The organism is Actinoplanes campanulatus (assembly GCF_014647795.1).
GTDB classification, from domain to species: domain Bacteria; phylum Actinomycetota; class Actinomycetes; order Mycobacteriales; family Micromonosporaceae; genus Actinoplanes; species Actinoplanes campanulatus.
The window spans coordinates 392,282-409,114 of record NZ_BMPW01000001.1; the positions used below are offsets into that span (position 1 = coordinate 392,282).

13 protein-coding genes are annotated in these 16,833 nt (G+C 73.3%); 5 read left to right on the plus strand and 8 right to left on the minus strand.

Annotated features, from left to right (window positions below; all coding sequences use genetic code 11):
- The first annotated feature begins 159 nt into the window (after nucleotides 1-159).
- The 3 genes from IEZ13_RS48195 to IEZ13_RS01710 all read left to right on the plus strand — a co-directional run bounded on the left by IEZ13_RS48195 (nucleotide 160) and on the right by IEZ13_RS01710 (nucleotide 3,896).
- Entirely contained in the window at nucleotides 160-1,575 is a 1,416-nt protein-coding gene (locus IEZ13_RS48195) for a hypothetical protein (RefSeq protein ID WP_183215923.1), read from the plus strand.
- A gap of 272 nt (nucleotides 1,576-1,847) precedes the next feature.
- Nucleotides 1,848-2,690: a siderophore-interacting protein gene (locus IEZ13_RS01705; protein ID WP_183215925.1), complete on the plus strand. Its 843-nt coding sequence runs from the start codon at nucleotides 1,848-1,850 to the stop codon at nucleotides 2,688-2,690.
- Nucleotides 2,691-2,717: 27 nt separating this feature from the next.
- Nucleotides 2,718-3,896 carry a CynX/NimT family MFS transporter gene (locus tag IEZ13_RS01710; RefSeq protein ID WP_183215927.1) on the plus strand — a complete coding sequence of 393 codons (1,179 nt, stop codon included), beginning with the start codon at nucleotides 2,718-2,720 and terminating at the stop codon, nucleotides 3,894-3,896.
- Between the two features lie 410 nt (nucleotides 3,897-4,306).
- Here the strand turns inward: IEZ13_RS01710 and IEZ13_RS01715 are convergent, their stop codons facing one another.
- The 7 genes from IEZ13_RS01715 to IEZ13_RS47405 all read right to left on the minus strand — a co-directional run bounded on the left by IEZ13_RS01715 (nucleotide 4,307) and on the right by IEZ13_RS47405 (nucleotide 14,282).
- A complete protein-coding gene (locus IEZ13_RS01715) occupies nucleotides 4,307-5,644 on the minus strand; it encodes an alpha/beta hydrolase-fold protein (RefSeq protein ID WP_183215929.1) in 1,338 nt (445 codons plus the stop codon).
- A gap of 142 nt (nucleotides 5,645-5,786) precedes the next feature.
- A complete protein-coding gene (locus IEZ13_RS01720; protein WP_183215931.1) occupies nucleotides 5,787-6,461 on the minus strand; it encodes an isochorismatase family protein in 675 nt (224 codons plus the stop codon).
- A complete protein-coding gene (locus IEZ13_RS01725) occupies nucleotides 6,461-8,059 on the minus strand; it encodes a (2,3-dihydroxybenzoyl)adenylate synthase (protein WP_183215933.1) in 1,599 nt (532 codons plus the stop codon). Before IEZ13_RS01725 ends, IEZ13_RS01720 begins: the two co-directional genes overlap by 1 nt.
- A complete protein-coding gene (locus IEZ13_RS01730) occupies nucleotides 8,049-9,197 on the minus strand; it encodes an isochorismate synthase (protein WP_183215935.1) in 1,149 nt (382 codons plus the stop codon). Before IEZ13_RS01730 ends, IEZ13_RS01725 begins: the two co-directional genes overlap by 11 nt.
- A gap of 42 nt (nucleotides 9,198-9,239) precedes the next feature.
- Complete coding sequence (locus IEZ13_RS01735) at nucleotides 9,240-10,025, minus strand: 2,3-dihydro-2,3-dihydroxybenzoate dehydrogenase (protein WP_183215937.1); 786 nt, start codon at nucleotides 10,023-10,025, stop codon at nucleotides 9,240-9,242.
- Nucleotides 10,026-10,104: 79 nt separating this feature from the next.
- Complete coding sequence (locus tag IEZ13_RS01740) at nucleotides 10,105-11,475, minus strand: WD40 repeat domain-containing protein (RefSeq protein WP_268240071.1); 1,371 nt, start codon at nucleotides 11,473-11,475, stop codon at nucleotides 10,105-10,107.
- 77 nt (nucleotides 11,476-11,552) lie between these two features.
- Nucleotides 11,553-14,282 (minus strand): ATP-binding protein, encoded by a 2,730-nt coding sequence (locus IEZ13_RS47405; protein ID WP_268240064.1) that lies wholly within the window; start codon nucleotides 14,280-14,282, stop codon nucleotides 11,553-11,555.
- 130 nt (nucleotides 14,283-14,412) lie between these two features.
- Here IEZ13_RS47405 and IEZ13_RS01745 point away from each other — a divergent pair, with 130 nt between their 5' ends.
- Both IEZ13_RS01745 and IEZ13_RS01750 read left to right on the plus strand, forming a co-directional pair.
- Nucleotides 14,413-14,577, plus strand: coding sequence for a hypothetical protein (locus tag IEZ13_RS01745; protein WP_183215941.1), 165 nt, complete (start codon nucleotides 14,413-14,415; stop codon nucleotides 14,575-14,577).
- 39 nt (nucleotides 14,578-14,616) lie between these two features.
- Nucleotides 14,617-16,128, plus strand: coding sequence for a glycosyltransferase family 39 protein (locus IEZ13_RS01750; protein ID WP_183215943.1), 1,512 nt, complete (start codon nucleotides 14,617-14,619; stop codon nucleotides 16,126-16,128).
- On the opposite strand, the gene IEZ13_RS01755 is transcribed toward IEZ13_RS01750, so the two are convergent.
- Nucleotides 16,129-16,770, minus strand: a complete 642-nt coding sequence (locus IEZ13_RS01755; RefSeq protein ID WP_183215945.1) for a 4'-phosphopantetheinyl transferase family protein — start codon at nucleotides 16,768-16,770, stop codon at nucleotides 16,129-16,131.
- Between the last annotated feature and the right edge of the window lie 63 nt (nucleotides 16,771-16,833).

Here is a 16,833-nt window from a genome sequence, read left to right on the forward strand (position 1 = left end):
TCATCCGAACGGATGATGCTAGGAGTTCAAGACGGTTCCCATATTTTTTCTTTAAGTTCACCGTAAGAATTCCTCAAATCTCCGCGCGGAATTGCTTTCTGTGAGACGCGTCCCTAACGTCTGCGGCGTCCGGGAACTTGGGGAAAAGAAGGTCTCGTCATGCGAAGCTCGGGTCAACGACGCACCCGGCTGTTGGCCGCCGGTGCCGTACTCACCGCGATCGGCGGCGTCATCGGTTTCACCCAGCTTGCCTCGGCCGATGAGAACAGCACCAAGGCCGGCGAGAGTGGGGCCGGGAAGGTGGTCGGCAACAACCTGACCATCCTCACCGACACCTGTGTGGACAGCGACTTGCCGGCACACGACGGCTTCCAGCGCGGCGAACGATGCGTGTCCACCGAGTTCGGCGAGGTCGGCGCGGCCGCCAACAACCCCACCCTGCTCATCACCCGGGCACCCGACGACGTCACCGTCGGCACCCCGTTCACGCTCCAGGTCAGCACCCGCAACCTGATCCGGGACCGCTTCCTCGCGGCCGGCCAGGGTGGGTACTACGTGGAGAGCAGCGTTCTCCAGAACGGCCTGGTCCGCGGTCACTTCCACACCGCCTGCCGGATGCTGACGAGCACCGAGGAGGCGCCCGAGTCCGCGCCGGTGCCGGCGTTCTTCGTCGCCACCGAGGACCGCCGCGGCGGCGCCGACCCGGACACCGTCACCATCCAGGTGCCGGGCCTGCCGCAGGAAGGCATCGCACAGTGCTCGTCCTGGGCCGGTGACGGCTCGCACCGGATCCCGATGATGGAGCGCGCCAACCAGACGCCCGCCCTCGACTCGGTCCGGATCACCGTCCGGGCCGACAACGGTGGCCAGAACGGCGGCGGGAACGACAACGGCGGCAACAACGGTGGCGGCCAGAACAACGGCGGGAACAACAACGGCGGCGGTCAGAACAACGGCGGCGGCAACAACAACGGTGGGAACGACACCAACAACGGTGGCGTCACGCCGACCACCCCGCCCACCAGCGCGCCGCCGACCACCAAGGCGACCACCAGGCCGACCAAGCCGTCGACCACGAAGCCGACCACCGCGACACCGAACCGCACCACGGTGACCGCGACGCCGCGCACCAACTCGACCACCACCACGACCGGCGGCGGCGAGACCGCGGGCACCTCCGGCAACAACGGCGGCACCGCCACCTCGGAGCCGAAGGACGAGACCACCACCGGTACGACCGGCGGCTCCAGCAACGAGAACGAGAACTCCGGCAGCGACGAGACGACGGCGCCGACCAAGAAGCCGACCAAGAAGGCGACGGCCCAGCCGGAGTTCGACCCGGAGCCCGAGGCGACCGAGACCGACGGCCCGGCGCTCGCCGGCGACCCCGGTGACGGCGCGCCCGACGAGCCGGAGAGCACCTCCGACACGGTGGCCGAACCGCCGGCCCAGCAGAGCGGCCCGATCGCCCTGGTCAGCAACAACCTGGCGTGGATCGGCGGCGGCGCGGTCCTGGTCCTGGTCGGCCTGGTCATCGCGGCCTTCATGCGGACCCGGCCCCGTTCCTGGAACTGACCGGCACGGAGCAACGCAGGGAGGGGCGGGACCCGGTCGGGTCCCGCCCCTCCCTCATTCGTGAGTGACAAGGATCACCGCGCGGCTTCTCATGATCGCGGGCGGGACCCGTTGAGCGGCGGCGACCGACACGGGGAGTGTCCGCCGAATCGGTGTCTGAGTTCGCTTCCGGATGAGAAATCTCCGGGAAACCGGAGGCCGGGCGGTAGAACGTCGCGAATAAGGGTAGCCTTACCTGCCGAGATCAGTCCCACCGGCAGTGAGGTGCAGTCATGGCGAACAGACCCGCGCGACCGTGCCACGAGGCCGTGGTCACCCGGGTGGAGCAGCTGACTCCGCACATGGTGCGGGTGGTGGTCGGCGGTGACGCTCTGACTCGGATCCAGGCCGGGCAGTTCACCGACCACTACATCAAGGTGCTCTTCCCCCAGGCCGGCGTGGACTATCCGGCGCCGTTCGACATGGGCCTGATCCGCGAGACGATGCCGCGTGAGACGTGGCCCGTGGTGCGCACCTACACGGTCCGCCGATGGGCGCCCGAGGCCGGCGAGATGTGGGTCGACTTCGTGGTGCACGGAGACGACGGCATCGCCGGGCCGTGGGCGGCGCGGGCCCGGCCGGGCGATCCGTTCCGGTTCATGGGGCCGGGCGGCGGCTACGCGCCGGACGCCTCGGCCGACTGGCACCTGATCGCCGGTGACGAGAGCGCGATCCCGGCCATCGGCGCCGCCCTGGAGCGGATGCCGGAGGGCGCGCCGATTCGGGCGTTCATCGAGGTCGCCGGGCCGGAGGAGGAGCAGAAGTTCGACTGCCCGGGCGACGCCGAGATCACCTGGCTGCACCGGGGCGGGCGGCCGGTCGGCGAGCCGCTGGTCGCCGCGGTGCGCGGGCTGGAGTTCCCGGCCGGACAGGTGCAGGCGTTCGTGCACGGCGAGGCCACCTTCGTGCGTGACCTGCGCCGGCTGCTGCGGGTCGAGCTCGGGTTGCCGATGAGCCAGCTCTCCGTCTCGGGTTACTGGCGCCGCGGCATGAACGAGGACGGCTGGCAGTCCAGCAAGGCCGAGTGGAATGCGCAGATCGAGCGCGAGCAGGAGCCCGCGACCGCCACCGTGTAAGGAGTGTGACGCCCAGCACTCAATACCATGGTGTTGGTGCTGATCAAGCAGAAGACCCACATCGGGGCGCTCGCCGGGCTCGTTCTGGCCGCGGTCAACCTGCGGCTCGCGGTCACCAGCATCGGGCCGGTCCTCACCGAGATCCGGGCCGGGCTGGGCATGAGCGCCACCACCGCGGGGCTGCTCACGTCCGTACCGGTGGCCTGTTTCGCCCTGATCGGGCTGGCGGCGCCCCGCCTGGCCCGGCGTTTCGGTGCCGCGCGGGTGATCCTCGGTGGGCTCGTCCTGCTCACCGTGGGCCTGGCGGTGCGGCCGTACACCGGCGCGCCCGCCCCGTTCCTGCTCTTCAGCGCCGTGGCGCTGGCCGGGATCGCGCTGGTCAACGTGCTGCTGCCGTCGATCGTCAAGGACCGCTTCCCGGACCGGGTGGGCACGGTCACCGGCCTCTACTCGGTGGCGCTCAACATCGGCGCCACCACGGCCGCGGCGGCCACCGTGCCGCTCACCGGCGCGTTCGGCGACTGGCGGCTCGGTCTGGCCTGCTGGGCGCTCGCCGCGGTGATCGCCCTGCCGCCATGGCTCCTGCTGGCCCGCTCCCGGGCCGCGACCCCACAAGATCAAGATCAAACCCCGTCTCCGGTACGGGTGAGCCGGCACCCGGTGGCGTGGGCGCTGGCCGTGTACTTCGGCATGCAGTCCACCTCGGCGTACGTGATCATCGGCTGGTTGCCGCAGATCTACCGCGACGCCGGCCTGTCCGCCTCGCTGGCCGGCGTCCTGTTCGCGGTGACGTCCCTGCTCGGCGTGCCGTTGTCGTTCCTGCTGTCGGCGTACGCGGGCCGTCTCCGCTCACAGAGCGGCATCGCGGTGGCGCTGGGCCTGTTCGGCATCGCCGGCTGGACCGGCCTGTGGTTGTCGCCGGCCGCCGCCCCATGGCTGTGGGCCACCCTCCTCGGCGTCGTGAACGCCGCCTTCCCGCTGGCCCTCACCATGATCGCGCTACGCGGCCGCACACCCGCGACGGTGGTCCGGCTGTCCGCCTTCGCCCAGAGCGTCGGCTACCTCTTCGCCATCCCCGGCCCGATCGTGGTCGGCCTCCTGCACGAGGTCTCCCACGGCTGGCGGCTCCCCCTGGCCCTGATGATCGCCCTGATGATCCCCCAGCTCACAGCCGGCTATTTCGCCGGCCAGAACCGCCAGCTCTAGCCCCTCCCGCGCTCCCCCCCGCTCCCTCCGCTCCCCCGCCCCGCTGCCCCGGCTCTCCCCGCTCTCCCTGCTGCCGGGCGAGCAGCCCGAGCGCGGCCAGGGCGGTGCGGTCCCCGCTCTCCTGCCCCCGCTCCCCCGGGCTCCCCCCGGCGGCCAGGGGCCCAAGATCACCAACCGCCCACCGCGCCACCGCCCCACCCCCGCGCTCGCCAACCCGCGCAACGCGACCTTGGACGCTCGGCCACCCCACCCGGTAGCCCAACGTCCAAGATCGCCCACCACCCGCGCTCACCCACCCCCGCAAGTCGATCTTGGACGTCTTGCCACCCCCACTGGTGGTCGAACGTTCAGGATCGGCCTCGGCGGGCGGGGACGGGAGGGAGGAAGGGAGGGAGGGAGGGAGGGAGGGCTCAAAGGGTGAAGAGGGCGGTGAGGGCTTCGCCGAGGCGTTCGCGCCAGCAGAGGCGGTCGTGGCCGCCAGCGAACTCGGTATAGGTGAGCGGGTAGCCGCGGGCCAGCAGCACGTCGCGGAGGTGGCGGTTGGGGCCGAGCGTCACCCACTCATCCAGGCCCACCTCGACGTGCCAGCGGACCGGGCGGCGTTCGGTGACGGCGAGATGGTGGGCCAGCCACTCGGCCTCCTCATCGGCCGGGGTGTGGCTCTTCCACCAGAAAGCGCCGGACTGGCTCAGTACGTTGCCGAAGCGGTCCGGGCGGGTGACCGCGGTGAACGCCGCCATCAGGCCGCCCAGGCTCTGCCCGGCGATGACGGTGCGGGCCGGGTCGGTGGTCGCCGCCAGGTCACGGCCGGCCGGCGACGACGGGAGGGCAGCCAGGAAGGCGGCGTACCCGGGGTCGCAGGCGTACTCGGTGGAGCGGGTAGCGTGGTCGGCGCCGTCCGGGAGCAGGGCCACCACCGGCGGGATGCGGCCGGCGGCGATCAGGTTGTCCAGGATCGGGGCGACCGGCAGCAGCGGGCCCCACAGGTCGCCGTCGAGCAGGACCAGCAGCGGGTACGGCCCGGCGTCGGCCGAGTGTCCGGGCGGCCGGTAGCGCCACAACCGGCGCCCGTCGACCGTCGTCTCGTCCAGGATCCCTGCCGGTGACGCGGGATCGGGCCGCCACCAGCACGGCTCCGGCGCGGCGGCGGGCGCTACGGCGACCGACTTGTGCGGCGGCCGCTCCTGCGGAAACGTCACCGGGTTGAGCGGGTCGGGCACCCCGTTCGCCGCGACGGCCCGCAGCCGAACGGAATCGGCCGGGGCCGCGAAACCCCAATGGCCAGCGGGTCCGCCGGGTTGTGGGTGCTCGGGGCCGGAACCGGGCGCGATGCGGCCAGGGCCGGAACCGGGCGCGATGCGGCCAGGGCCGGAGGCGATGTAGTCGGGGGCGAGGTGGTAGGTGGCCTGCCAGTCGTCTCGGACGCGGTAGGTGAGGTGCCACAGGTCGGTGCCGGGCATCTTCCGCATCCGGGAGCGGCCCAGGTCGGCGCGGTCCACGAGTTTGTTGACGAGGGCGAGGACGTCCCGGACCGGCCGGGTCTCGCGCCAGACGAAGGTGATCAGGACCGCGTAGCCGTCCTTCTCGATCAGGGGTGCGCCGTCGCGTTCGATCTCTGCCCAGAACCGGGTGAGGGCATCCGGGCCGGCACCCCGCAGCGCCTCGACGCGCGGGCTCACGGCGATGACCGGCGGCGATGGCCGGGGCACCCGCGGCGGCACCGAGGTGATTGGCACGCTCGTCGGCATCGGGCACCTCACGGCCGGCTCTCAGAGCTGTCTCGGGCGGCTTGAGACAGCCCTGAGAGCCAGCTGAAGGGTTGGGACGGCCCGGTGCGCCGAGACCGAGGAAGTGCCGGCGCACCGGGCCTGAACAAGGCCGCCCGGAAGGTCAGGCGGTGGGGGTGAGCAGGTCGGCGGTGAGTTCGGCGGTGGGGGTGAGCAGGTCGGCGGTGAGTTCGGCGGTGGGGGTGACCACGCCGCAGCGGGTCTGGATGTGCCGGAGGGCGTCGGCGTGGTGGGCCGGGCTGAAGTCGGCGACCGCGTCGGTGATCACGAACGGCTTGATGCCGCGCATGAAGGCGTCCAGTGCGGTGGCCAGGACACCGATGTGGGCGTACACGCCGGTGACGATCAGCTGGTCACGGGAGCCGAGCCGGTCGGCCAGGTCGGTGCCGACGAAGGCGCTGTAGCGGCGCTTGGTGAGGACCACGTCGCCGGGGGCCGGGCGCAGCGCCTCGGTGATGGCCAGGGCCTGCGGGTCGGCGGGCGGGCCGTCGCCCCAGAAGTCCTGGAGCAGGCCGCGTTCCTCGCGGGACTGGCCGCCGGGCTGGGCGGAGAAGAACACCGGGATTCCGGTGCGGGCGGCGTGTTTCCGCAGTGTGGCGATGTTGCCGACCACCTTGGACAGCAGCGCGTTGTCGGCGGTGCCGAACGGGGCCAGGAAGTAGTTCTGCATGTCGTGCACGAGCAGCGCGGCCCGGGACGGGTCGACCCGCCAGTCGACTTTGCCGCCGGCCCGGTTGAAGCCACCGGGGACGTGGTACGGGGTGATGCGGGGAAGCATCAGGCTGTTCCTTTCGAAGCGGCGAGTTCGCGGAGGAGGGCGCGCAGCTCGCGGCGGCTGGTCTTGCCGACGCCGGTGACCGGGAAGCCGTCCACCACCCGGAGCCGGTCGGGGATCTTGAAGGTGGCCAGGCCGCGGTCCCGCAGGTGCTCGCGGATGTCACGCAGTCTCGGGGCGGTCATCCCGTCCTTGACCACGACGAACGCGCAGCTGCGCTCGCCCAGGTAGGTGTCCGGCACCGAGACCACGGCGGCGTCGTGCACGGCCGGGTGGGTGAGCAGGTGGTCCTCGACCTCCTCGGCGGCGATCTTCTCGCCGCCGCGGTTGATCTGGTCCTTGGCCCGGCCCTCGACGACCAGGTAGCCGCCGTCGAGCCGCCGGACCAGGTCGCCGGTGCGGTAGAAGCCGTCGTCGGTGAACGCGGTCCGGTTGTGCTCGTCGGCCCGCCAGTAGCCGCGGATCGTGTACGGCCCGCGGGTCAGCAGGTGCCCGACGGTGCCGTCCGGCACCGGGACGTCCTCGTCGTCGACCACGAGCACCTCGTCGTCCGGGGAGATCGGCCGGCCCTGGGTGTGCAGGACGATGTCGTCGCCGTCGTCGAGGCGGGTGTAGTTGACCAGGCCCTCGGCCATGCCGAACACCTGCTGGAGCTTGCAGCCGAGCACCGGCTCGACCCGGGCGGCGACGGAGTCGAGCAGTTTCGCCCCGCCCACCTGGAGGACCTCCAGGCTGGGCAGGCCGGCGCCGAGGTTGGCCGCGGCGTCGAGCCAGACCAGGGCGAGCGGCGGTACGAGGGCCGCGATGGTGACCCGTTCCCGTTCGATCAGCGGGAACACCCGGGCCGGGTCGGGCGTGGTGGAGAGCACCACCTTGCCGCCGGCGTGGAAGACGCCGAGGACACCGGGGGACGACATCGGGAAGTTGTGTGCCACCGGCAGCACCACGAGGTAGGAGCTGTCCGGGGTGAGTTCGCAGATCTCGGCGCTGGCCCGGACGCTGTAGAGGTAGTCGTCGTGGGTCCGCGGGATCAGTTTCGGCAGTCCGGTGCTGCCGCCGGAGAGTTGCAGGAACGCCAGGTCGGAAGGGCCTGGACCAGGAGGAAGGGAGGAGACGGACGAGGTATAGAGAGAAGAGAGGGCGGTGTGCGAGCCCGGGTCGCCGGCCACGATGAGCTTGGCGGCGCCGGCCACGGAGGCGAGGGTGCGGTGGTCGAAGCCGTCGTACACGTCGGTGGTGATCAGCGCGACGGCGTCGGTGTGCGAGCAGAAGTAGCCGATCTCGGCGCCGCGGTGGGCGGGCAGGGCGAAGACGGGCAGCGCCCCGAGGCGGAACAACGCGAAGATCACGTCGAAGTAGGCGGCCGTGTTCGGCAGTTGCACCACGACCCGATCGCCACGGCGTACCCCGAAATCGTGCAGGCCCGCCGCGAGGCGTGAGGCGCGCTCGTGGAGCGACCGGTAGCTGACCCGGGCGTCTCCGTCGATGACCGCGTCGCGGTCGCCGAACCTCTCGGCGGCCGTGCTGAGCAGGTCGAACAGGGTCTGGCCGGTCCAGTGGCCGAGTTTGCGGTACCGCTCGGCGAAGTCGTCAGGCCACATTGAACACTCCCAGGGCGGTCAGCATGGTGCCGAGTTTCGCGGTCGTCTCGGCGAGTTCGGCGTGCGGGTCGGAGGCGGCCACGATGCCGGCTCCGGCGTACACGTCGAGGCCCTCCGGCCCGGCGGTGGCGCACCGGATGGTGACCGCCCACTCGCCGTCGCCGTCGGCGTCCGCCCAGCCGACCATGCCGGCGAAGAAGCCGCGGTCGAACGGCTCCAGTTCGGTGATCGCCCGGCGGGCCGCGGTCGGCGGGGTGCCGCAGACGGCCGGGGTCGGATGCAGGGCGGTGGCCAGGGCCAGCGAGGACACGTCCGGGTCGATGATCTCGCCGGTGATCCGGGAGCCCAGGTGCCACATGGTCGGGGTGGCGGTCAGCGTCGGCTCGGACGGCACCCGAAGGTTCCGGCAGTACGGCCGCAGCCCCTCGGCCACCGCCTCGCTGGCGAACGTGTGCTCGTGCAGGTCCTTGGCGGATTCCAGGAGCCCGGCGGCGCGGCGGGCGTCCTCGGCCGGGTCGGTGCTGCGCGGGATGGACCCGGCGAGCGGGTTCGCCGAGACGGTCCGGCCGTGCCGCGCCACCAGCAGTTCGGGGCTGGCGCCCAGGAGGGTGCGCCCGCCGCCGAGGTCGATGCCGAAGGTGTACGTGCCGGCGCCGCCGTACGCGAGGGCGCGCACCACCGGGGCCGGGTCGAAGCCGGGCGCCGCCAGCCGCAGCGCGCGGGCCAGCACGACCTTCGTGTACGCGCCGGCCTGGATCTCCTCGACCGCCCGGGCCACCGCGGCGACGTACCCGGGGTCGGGGATCGGCGGCAGGCTCTCCCGCGCGGCCGAGGCGGCCGGTACGGCGGGCGCGGCGCCGAGGACGGGCGCGCGCCGCAGACGCCGGGGGACGACGAGGCGGGCCGGTGCGTCGGGCGCGAACGGGACGGCCCCGATCACGGTACGGACCGGATGCCCGCAGGTTCCGAAGACGCCCGCGACCTGCTCGGGCAGATCGGCGAGGCCGGACGTGTTCACCTCCGAGTGCACGCCCTCGGCGAGGAGGGTGCCGCGCGGCGACACGAACACCGACGACTGCCCGGCCTGGTAGGCGTCGAGCAGGTCGGCTCCGTCGAGGGTGGATACGGCGACGGACACGGATGATTCTCCCTTCACCGGCTTGGGGTGGCCGGTCGGTGATCAGGCTCGGAGGGTGGCGCCGCCGTCGACGTACAGGTCGTGCATGGTGATGTGCCGCGCCCGGTCGGAGGCGAGGAACAGCACGGCGTCGGCGACGTCCTCCGGGGTGGCGATGCGCCCGAGCGGGATGCCGACCCGGAAGGTGGCCGGGTCGCCGTCGAGGACCGGTGCGGGTACGCCGTCGGTCCAGAGCTGCCGTTGCATCGGTGTGTCGGTGGAGCCGGGGGCGACCACGTTGCAGCGGATCCCGTACGGCGCCAACTCGAGGCCGAGACACTTGGTGAACATGGTGCTGGCGGCCTTCGACGCGGCGTAGGCGGACATGCCGGAGCGGGGCACGCCGGCCGCGTTCGAGGAGACCGTGACGATGGCGCCGGAGCAGCGCGGGACCATCCGCCGGGCGACGGCCCGGCTGACGTGGAAGACGCCGGTGGTGTTGACCGCGAAGGTCTGCGCCCAGGCGTCGTCGGTGAGGTCGACGACGTCGCCCATGTGCAGCACGCCGGCCACGTTGACCAGCAGGTCGAGGGGCCCGAGGAAGCGCTCGGCGGCGTCCACGACGGCCTCCACCTGCTCGGCCGAGGTGACGTCGGCGACCTGCGGCAGGATGCCCGGGTACTCGTCGGCGAGGAGCTTGACGCCCGCCTCGGAGCGGTCGGCGGCGGCGACCCGGGCGCCCTCGCCGGCCAGCGCGACCGCGACGGCCCGGCCGATCCCCTGCCCGGCGCCGGTGACCAGGGCGGTCTTCCCGGCGAGGCCGGGCACGTTTTCCCTGTCCAGGGGCATGACGGCACCGCTCCTTAGGTTAGGTAAGGCTAACCTAGCATTGACGCCCGAGAGCGAGGAGGGGGGATCACGTCACTCTTCATGCGCAGAGCGGGGAGACCTCCGCACCTTCGGCGCGGCGCAGCGGACCGTCTATCAAGCACAGATTTCGTACGGCCACCGCCGGCTCCAGCGGCCAGACGCCGACCAGCGAATCCGCCCCGCCACTGGCCAGCACCCGTCCGTCCGGTGTGTACGCCAGCCCGACCACCCCGGCCCCGTGCCCCTGCAACCGCAGCACCGACCAGTCCCGGGTGTCCCACAGCTGGACGTCGCCGTTCGCCCCGTTGACCGCGAGGGTCCGCCCGTCCGGCGCGAACACGATCCGGTCGATCTGGTCCAGCTGCGGTTTCGAGGTCCACAGTGACCGGCTGCCGTCGCCGGAGCGCACGTCGAGCACCCGGCTGGTCCCGGTGACCACCATCGAGCTCCCGTCCGGGGCGACCGCGAGGTCCAGCGGCTGGTAGTCACCCAGGAGCTGCCCGCCGATCTCGCGCGGCCCGTCCACCCGCCAGGACCGCAGCTCCGACCACAACCGCTGCCGAGTGTCGAAGCCCGGCTCGTAGGCCACCCCGGCGGTGTGCAGGACCGTGCCGTCGGCGGAGAAGGCGACCGCGTACGCCGTCTGCTTCCCCAGATCGACGACTCCCCGGTCCCGGCGCTGACCCAGGTCGTAGAGGTGCACCGCGCCGTACTCGGATTCGACCGGATCGGCGAGGGAGGCGCCCACCGCGACCGCCAGCAGGTTGCCGTCGGCGGTGACGGCCATGTCCCTGGGCTCCCGGCTCAGCGGCACGGTCCGCTCCCGTTTCCCGGTGCCGTCCCACAGTTCCAGGCCCCAGCTCGTACCCGTGGTGGTGGCCACCGCGAGCACGCCGCCGGCCCCGTAGACGACGCCGCGCGGCTCGCCGGCGGTCCGGAACTCGGTGATCAGCTCGCGGGTGGCGGTGTCCCAGACGCGGACCTCGCCGGTGTCGCTGCCCGCCGCGAGCCGGGCGCCGTCCGGGGAGAAGGCCAGGTCGAGGACGCCGCCGTCGGTGTTCAGCCAGCTCGACTGGCGGCGGAACACGACGGTCGGCGCGTCCCGGCCGGTGACCACCGCGATCTGGCCGTTCGCCGAGGTCGCGGCCCCGCCGAAGGCGCCGATGCCGGTGTCCAGCTCGCCGGTCCCGTCGCCGGTCAGCGAGTACAGGCTCGCCGTGCGCCGTACGCCGGTGCTGATCACCGTGCCGTCCGGGGCCACGGTGACCCGGCCGGGCCCGGGGGTCGTGCCGGCCTCGGCGGTGAGGTCGCGCAGCCGTTTCCCGGACGGCACCGCCCACTGGATCACGTCGCCCTGCTCGCTGGTGGTCACCAGCGTGCCGTCCGGTGCGAACGCGACGAAGGCTATGCCGCCGGTCAGGGTGGCCATGAGCTTGCCGTCGGACAGTCGCCGGATCTCGGCCTTCCGGTCGATGTCGCTCTCCGCCAGGTACCGGCCGTCCGGGCTCACCGACAGGTCGGAGCCCGTGACATCGCCGGCCGGGAGGGTGCCGGTGGCCGTGCCGCTCTCCGCGTCCCACCGGCCCAGTGAGAACCGGCCGTCGACGATCTCCCGCCGGCTGGCCAGCACGGTGCCGGTGCCGGGCAGCCAGGCCACCGGCCCCCAGCCGTCGAGCGCGTGCGCCAGCCGGCCGGTGGCCGCCTCCCAGATCCGCAGGCCGTCCCCTGGAACGAGCCGCCGGCCAGGAACCGGCCGTCCGGGGAGAAGGCCAGCCCGGCCACCGCGACCGGCTTCGGGAAGCGCAGCGGCTCCCCGACCGGGGACAGGGTGGCGGTGTCCCACAGCCGAACCGCGCCGGTGGTGTCGCCGACCGCGATCCGGGAACCGTCGGGGCTGACCGCCACCGCGGACCCGCCTGGCTCGCTGCCCAGCCGCCCGCGGAACCGGACCATCTGGGTGGACAGCAGCGCGCTCCGGGCCTCCGTGGTGGGCGCCTCCCGCCAGGCGTCGAGGGCCTTGCCGACGGCCTGGGTCTCGTCCTGTTCCAGGGCCCGCAGCGCCTCGGACGCGTACTGCCGGGAGCGGGACTCCCGGGCGCGGGCCTCGGCGTCCCTCGCCTGGTCCAGCACCACGAGGCCGCCGCCGACCGCGAGCAGCAGGGCCGCCGCCAGCCCGGCCGCGAGCCACCGCAGGCGACGGGTGACCTTCCGCTGCTCCGCCTGCTCCCGGTCGGCGGCGGCGCCACCGGCCGCGAGGAACTCCCCCACCACCGGGGGCACGCCGTCGCCGGCCGGCACCCGCTCCCGGGCGGCGAGCAGGCGGGAGCCGCGGGGCAGCAGGTCCGGGTCGCGGCCGGACCGGTCCCAGTCCCGGGCCGCCTCGGTGACCGACCGGCGCAGCAGCAGGTCCTCGCGGGCCTCGCCGACCCAGCCGGCCAGCCGCGGCCAGCTCGTCAGCAGCGCCTCGTGGCTGATCTCCACGGTGTCCGCGCCGACCGTGACGAGGCGGGCCTTCACCAGGCGGCGCAGCACCCGGGAGTCGCTGGCCGCCCGCTCGCCGCGACGGCGCACCGCGGTCCCGTCGCCGGTGACCGTGACCAGGGCGAGCAGGGCGTCGCGCAGCCGGTCCCGATCGTCCGGCGGCAGGTCCAGGTAGATCCGCTCGGCGGTCTCGGCGATCGCGTGCCGGATCCCGCCGGTGGCCCGGTACGCCGCCACGGTCAGCCGGATCCCCTCCCGCCGGTCCCAGGTGGCCCGCAGGGCGTGCGCCAGCAGCGGCAACGCGCCCGGCTCGTAACCGTCCCGTCCGTCCGCGCCCAGATCGTGCAGCAGCAGGTCGGGCAGGCCCGGCTCGACGGTGAGGCCGGCGTGCTCGGCCGGTTCCACCACGGCCCGGCGGACCGCGGCGCTGTCCAGCGGCCCGAGCACCAGATGGCCGGCGGCCAGCACCTTCGCCAGCGGCGGCAGCGCCACGCAGGCGGGGTAGAAGTCGGACCGCACGGCGATCACCACGAGAGCCGGGGCCGCGCTGGTCAGGGCGGTCACGTAGGCCAGCCGGGCGGCCGGGTCGGGGCACTGGGTGAACAGCTCCTCGAACTGGTCCACCACGATCACCGGGCGGTGCCCGGCGGCGGCCGCCTTCGCCGCCAGCTCACCGAGGCGGGCCGGTTCCGCCCGGACCTGCCGGAGCAGCTCACCGGCGACGTCCGAGGTCGTCTCCGGTTCCGGGCCGTCGTCCGGGACGGTCAGCCGGTGCAGGCGGGCCACGAGATCCTCGAGTGGGCGTACCCCCGGGTTGGTCAGAACCCACCGCCAGGCCGCCGCCTCCGCGCCCAGCGCGCCCACGCCGAGAGCCGGGAGCAGACCGGCGCGCAGCAGCGACGACTTGCCCACGCCGGACACCCCGGTGACGACCAGCGGAGGCCCGCCCACCGCCTGCTCGGCGAGGCGGCTCAGCAGTTGCGCGACGGTCGTCTCCCGGCCGCGGAAGCGGGGCGCGTCCTCCGGCTGGAAACTGACCAGCCCGGGGTACGGCGGGACCGCGCCCCCGGGCACGTCGGCCGGCACCTCGTCGCCGTCGGGCAGCTGCTCCCGGGTGACCGCGATCAGCCGACGGCGCACCTCGTCGAGCTGCCGGTTGAGCACGACGGTCTGGTTCGCGAACTCCTGCCGCAGACCGTCGACACCCTGCCGCACCTCGGCGATCATCCAGCCCAGCTCGCCGACCCCGAGCCCGAGCTCGCGGAACGCGCCCTCCAGCAGGTGCCGCAGCTCGTCGTCGGTGACCGCGGCCTCGGCGATCGCGGCGCCGACCGCGTCCACCGCGCGCAGCACCCGGGAGACCTCCTCGTGCAGCGCCGTGCCGCGCTCGTCGGCGGCGGCGAGCAGCGGGAGCAGGTCGGCCGCGATGGCGTCCCGCCACTGCTCCTGGCTCCAGCCGCCGGCCTCCGGGTCGGTGTCGCGCAGGCGCTTCGCGGCGCCGGCCATGGCCTCGGCCAGGAAGTTGCTGCCCAGGCCGCCGATCTGGTCGAGCGCCGCGGCGTACGCCCCGGTGGCGCCCAGGTGCGCCCCGGCCACCGGCGCCACCGTCGAGGCGGTCAGAAAGGCGAGGATCGCGTACGGGCTGGCGGCGCGCAGGCGGGCCCGGGTGCGGCGGCCGGCGTCCCGGACCCAGGCGCGCACCCCGGCACGGGCCCGCTCGGCGGCGGGTTCCCCGGTGGGTTCGAGCTCGGTCACGGAAACCTCCGTAGACATCGACGCTTTTCGCAGTCCCATGATGGCACCGGCGGGCCAGTGGGCAACCCTGCCCGTACGGGCGGGACCTTCGGCCGGTCACGGGATCGGCCCGGCATGGCCCAATGGATGCATGACCACCACCGCCCAGGCACCTGAGAAGCCCGCCAGGACCTACTCGACGCCGACCGGGGAGCCGTGCCCGTACCTGGTGCGGACCGACGGCACCGTCACGGGTGACGGCGCCTGCCGCGGTTGTGGCTCCTGCCTGCTGGGAGCGCACTGGTCGGACAAGTGACATTGACGGGAGGTGGCGCGGTCCCCGTACGGTGGAACCGTGGTCGATGCTCTCAGTGACACCGCGATTACGCAGCGCATGGAGATCGGTCGCAGGCCGATCGCGTGGTGGCCGGTCGGCCTGATCGCGGCGAGCGCCGCGCTGCTGCTGCTCTACACCGCCGACGGGTACGGCTATCACCGGGACGAGCTCTACTTCCGCATGCTCGGCGAGCATCCACAGTGGGGCTACACCGATCAGCCGCCGTTCACGCCGCTGCTGGTCCGGTTCGGGATCGAGCTGTTCGGCGACGACCTGTGGTCGATCCGGGTGCTCCCGGCCGTGCTGCTCGGGCTCACCGCCGTCGTGGCCGCCGGGATCGCCCGGGAGGCCGGCGGCGGCCCGATCGCCCAGTCGCTCGCCGCCACCGGGATCTTCGGCACCTTCCCGCTCACCGCCGCGCACGTCGCCTCGACCGCGGCCACCGACCTGCTGGTCTGGCTCGGCGTGCTGCTCCTCGTGGTGCGCGCCCTGCTGTGGGACCGGCCACGGGCCTGGCTCGGCGCGGGCGTGGTGGCCGGGCTCGGGCTCTACAACAAGCACCTGGTGATCCTGCTGCTGGCCTGCCTGGGCGCCGGGCTGCTGATCGCCGGGCCGCGGTCGGTGCTGCGCTCCCGGCATCTGTGGGGCGGCGTCGTGCTGGCCGTGCTGATCGGCCTGCCGAACCTGATCTACCAGGTGCGCAACGGGTTCCCGCAAGCGGAGATGGCGGCCGCGATCGCCGAGAACAAGGGGACCGAGTCGCGGATCCTGCTGCTGCCGATGCAGATCGTCCTGCTCACCCTCCCTCCGGTGTGGATCGCCGGGATGGTCACGCTGGTCCGCGACCCCCGGCTGCGGCGCCTGCGGTCCATCGCCGTCGCCTATCCGATGATGCTCGTGGTGGTGCTGGTCACCGCCGGGCAGCCGTACTATCCGCTCGGCCTGCTCCTCGGCCTGTTCGCGCTGGGCGCCGTGCCGACCGAGCGGTGGGTGACCGGGCGGGGCGGACGGCAGGCGCTGCTCGCCGGCGGGGTGATCGTCTCCTCGGTGGCCGGCGCGGTGATGTCGCTGCCGGTGATCCCCGCGAGGGATGTGGCCGGCTCGGTCCCGGCCGCCGCCAACTCCACCATCCCGGACCAGATCGGCTGGCGGCAGTACGTGTGGCAGGTCGCCACCGTCCACGCCGACCTGGACCCGGTGGAGCAGCGCAAGACGGTGCTGTTCACCGGCAACTACGGCGAGGCCGGGGCGCTCGACCGGTTCGGGCCGCCGCTGGGCCTGCCCGAGGTCTACAGCGGGCACAACGCGCTGTACGAGTTCGGCCCGCCACCGGAGTCGAAGACCATCATCCTGGCCGTGTTGCAGGCCCCGCCGGAGCGGGCGAACGAGCTGATCGGCGGCTGCGTGCCCAAGGCCACCCTGAGCAACACGCTCGGCGTGGAGAACGAGGAGGTCGGCGCCCGCGTCTACCTCTGCCGCCGCAACGAGCCGTGGTCGACGGTCTGGCCCCGCCTCCAGCACTACGACTGATCAGGCGTGGGCGATGGTCACCGCGGTCACGACCAGCCCGTTCCCGATCAGGTAGCGGCCGTGCAGGGCCGGGAACGGGGCGTCCACCAGCAGCCGGGCCGTGAAGGCGTTCCCGGCCGGGTCGACGGTCAGGGCCGCCTCCTCGAAGCCGAGCCACCGCCCGGTCAGCGGGAACCACGCCTTGTAGACCGACTCCTTGGCGCTGAACAGCAGCCGGTCCCAGTGCACCGACGGGTCCTTTTCGGACAGCTCGGCGAGGTGCTCGACATCGCCGGGCGCGGTGACCGCGCCGATCACCCGGGGTGGCAGCGGGGCGTGCGGTTCGGCGTCGACGCCGATGCCCGCCAGGTCGCCGGACCGGGCCACAGCCGCGCCCCGGAACCCGGCGCAGTGGGTGAGACTGCCGACCACATCGGACGGCCAGAGCGGTTCCCGGCGAGGGCCGCTGCGGATCGGGACGGCCGGCACGCCGATGCCCGCCAGCGCCTCGCGGGCACAGCGGCGGGTGGTGACGAACTCGCGGCGACGGCCGGCGACCGCCGTGGCGATCATGTCCTCCTCGCCCGCGAAGCACGGCTCGTCCTCGCGGTCGGTGTACGCCACGGCGGTGACCACCGGCGGGGGAAGGAGGATCTCGAGCACGAACGGGAGTGTCCCACCCCGGGTCGCCATCCGCTTCATCGGTGATATCCGGCATAGATCAAC

Excerpts from the sequence above, each read along its gene's own strand:
- IEZ13_RS48195 (WP_183215923.1), top strand. The coding sequence starts at position 160 with ATGCGAAGCTCGGGTCAACGACGCACCCGGCTGTTGGCCGCCGGTGCC.
- IEZ13_RS01705 (WP_183215925.1), top strand. The coding sequence starts at position 1,848 with ATGGCGAACAGACCCGCGCGACCGTGCCACGAGGCCGTGGTCACCCGG.
- IEZ13_RS01710 (WP_183215927.1), top strand. The coding sequence starts at position 2,718 with ATGGTGTTGGTGCTGATCAAGCAGAAGACCCACATCGGGGCGCTCGCC.
- IEZ13_RS01715 (WP_183215929.1), bottom strand. The coding sequence starts at position 5,644 with ATGCCGACGAGCGTGCCAATCACCTCGGTGCCGCCGCGGGTGCCCCGG.
- IEZ13_RS01720 (WP_183215931.1), bottom strand. The coding sequence starts at position 6,461 with ATGCTTCCCCGCATCACCCCGTACCACGTCCCCGGTGGCTTCAACCGG.
- IEZ13_RS01725 (WP_183215933.1), bottom strand. The coding sequence starts at position 8,059 with ATGTGGCCTGACGACTTCGCCGAGCGGTACCGCAAACTCGGCCACTGG.
- IEZ13_RS01735 (WP_183215937.1), bottom strand. The coding sequence starts at position 10,025 with ATGCCCCTGGACAGGGAAAACGTGCCCGGCCTCGCCGGGAAGACCGCC.
- IEZ13_RS01740 (WP_268240071.1), bottom strand. The coding sequence starts at position 11,475 with ATGGCCACCCTGACCGGCGGCATAGCCTTCGTCGCGTTCGCACCGGAC.
- IEZ13_RS01745 (WP_183215941.1), top strand. The coding sequence starts at position 14,413 with ATGACCACCACCGCCCAGGCACCTGAGAAGCCCGCCAGGACCTACTCG.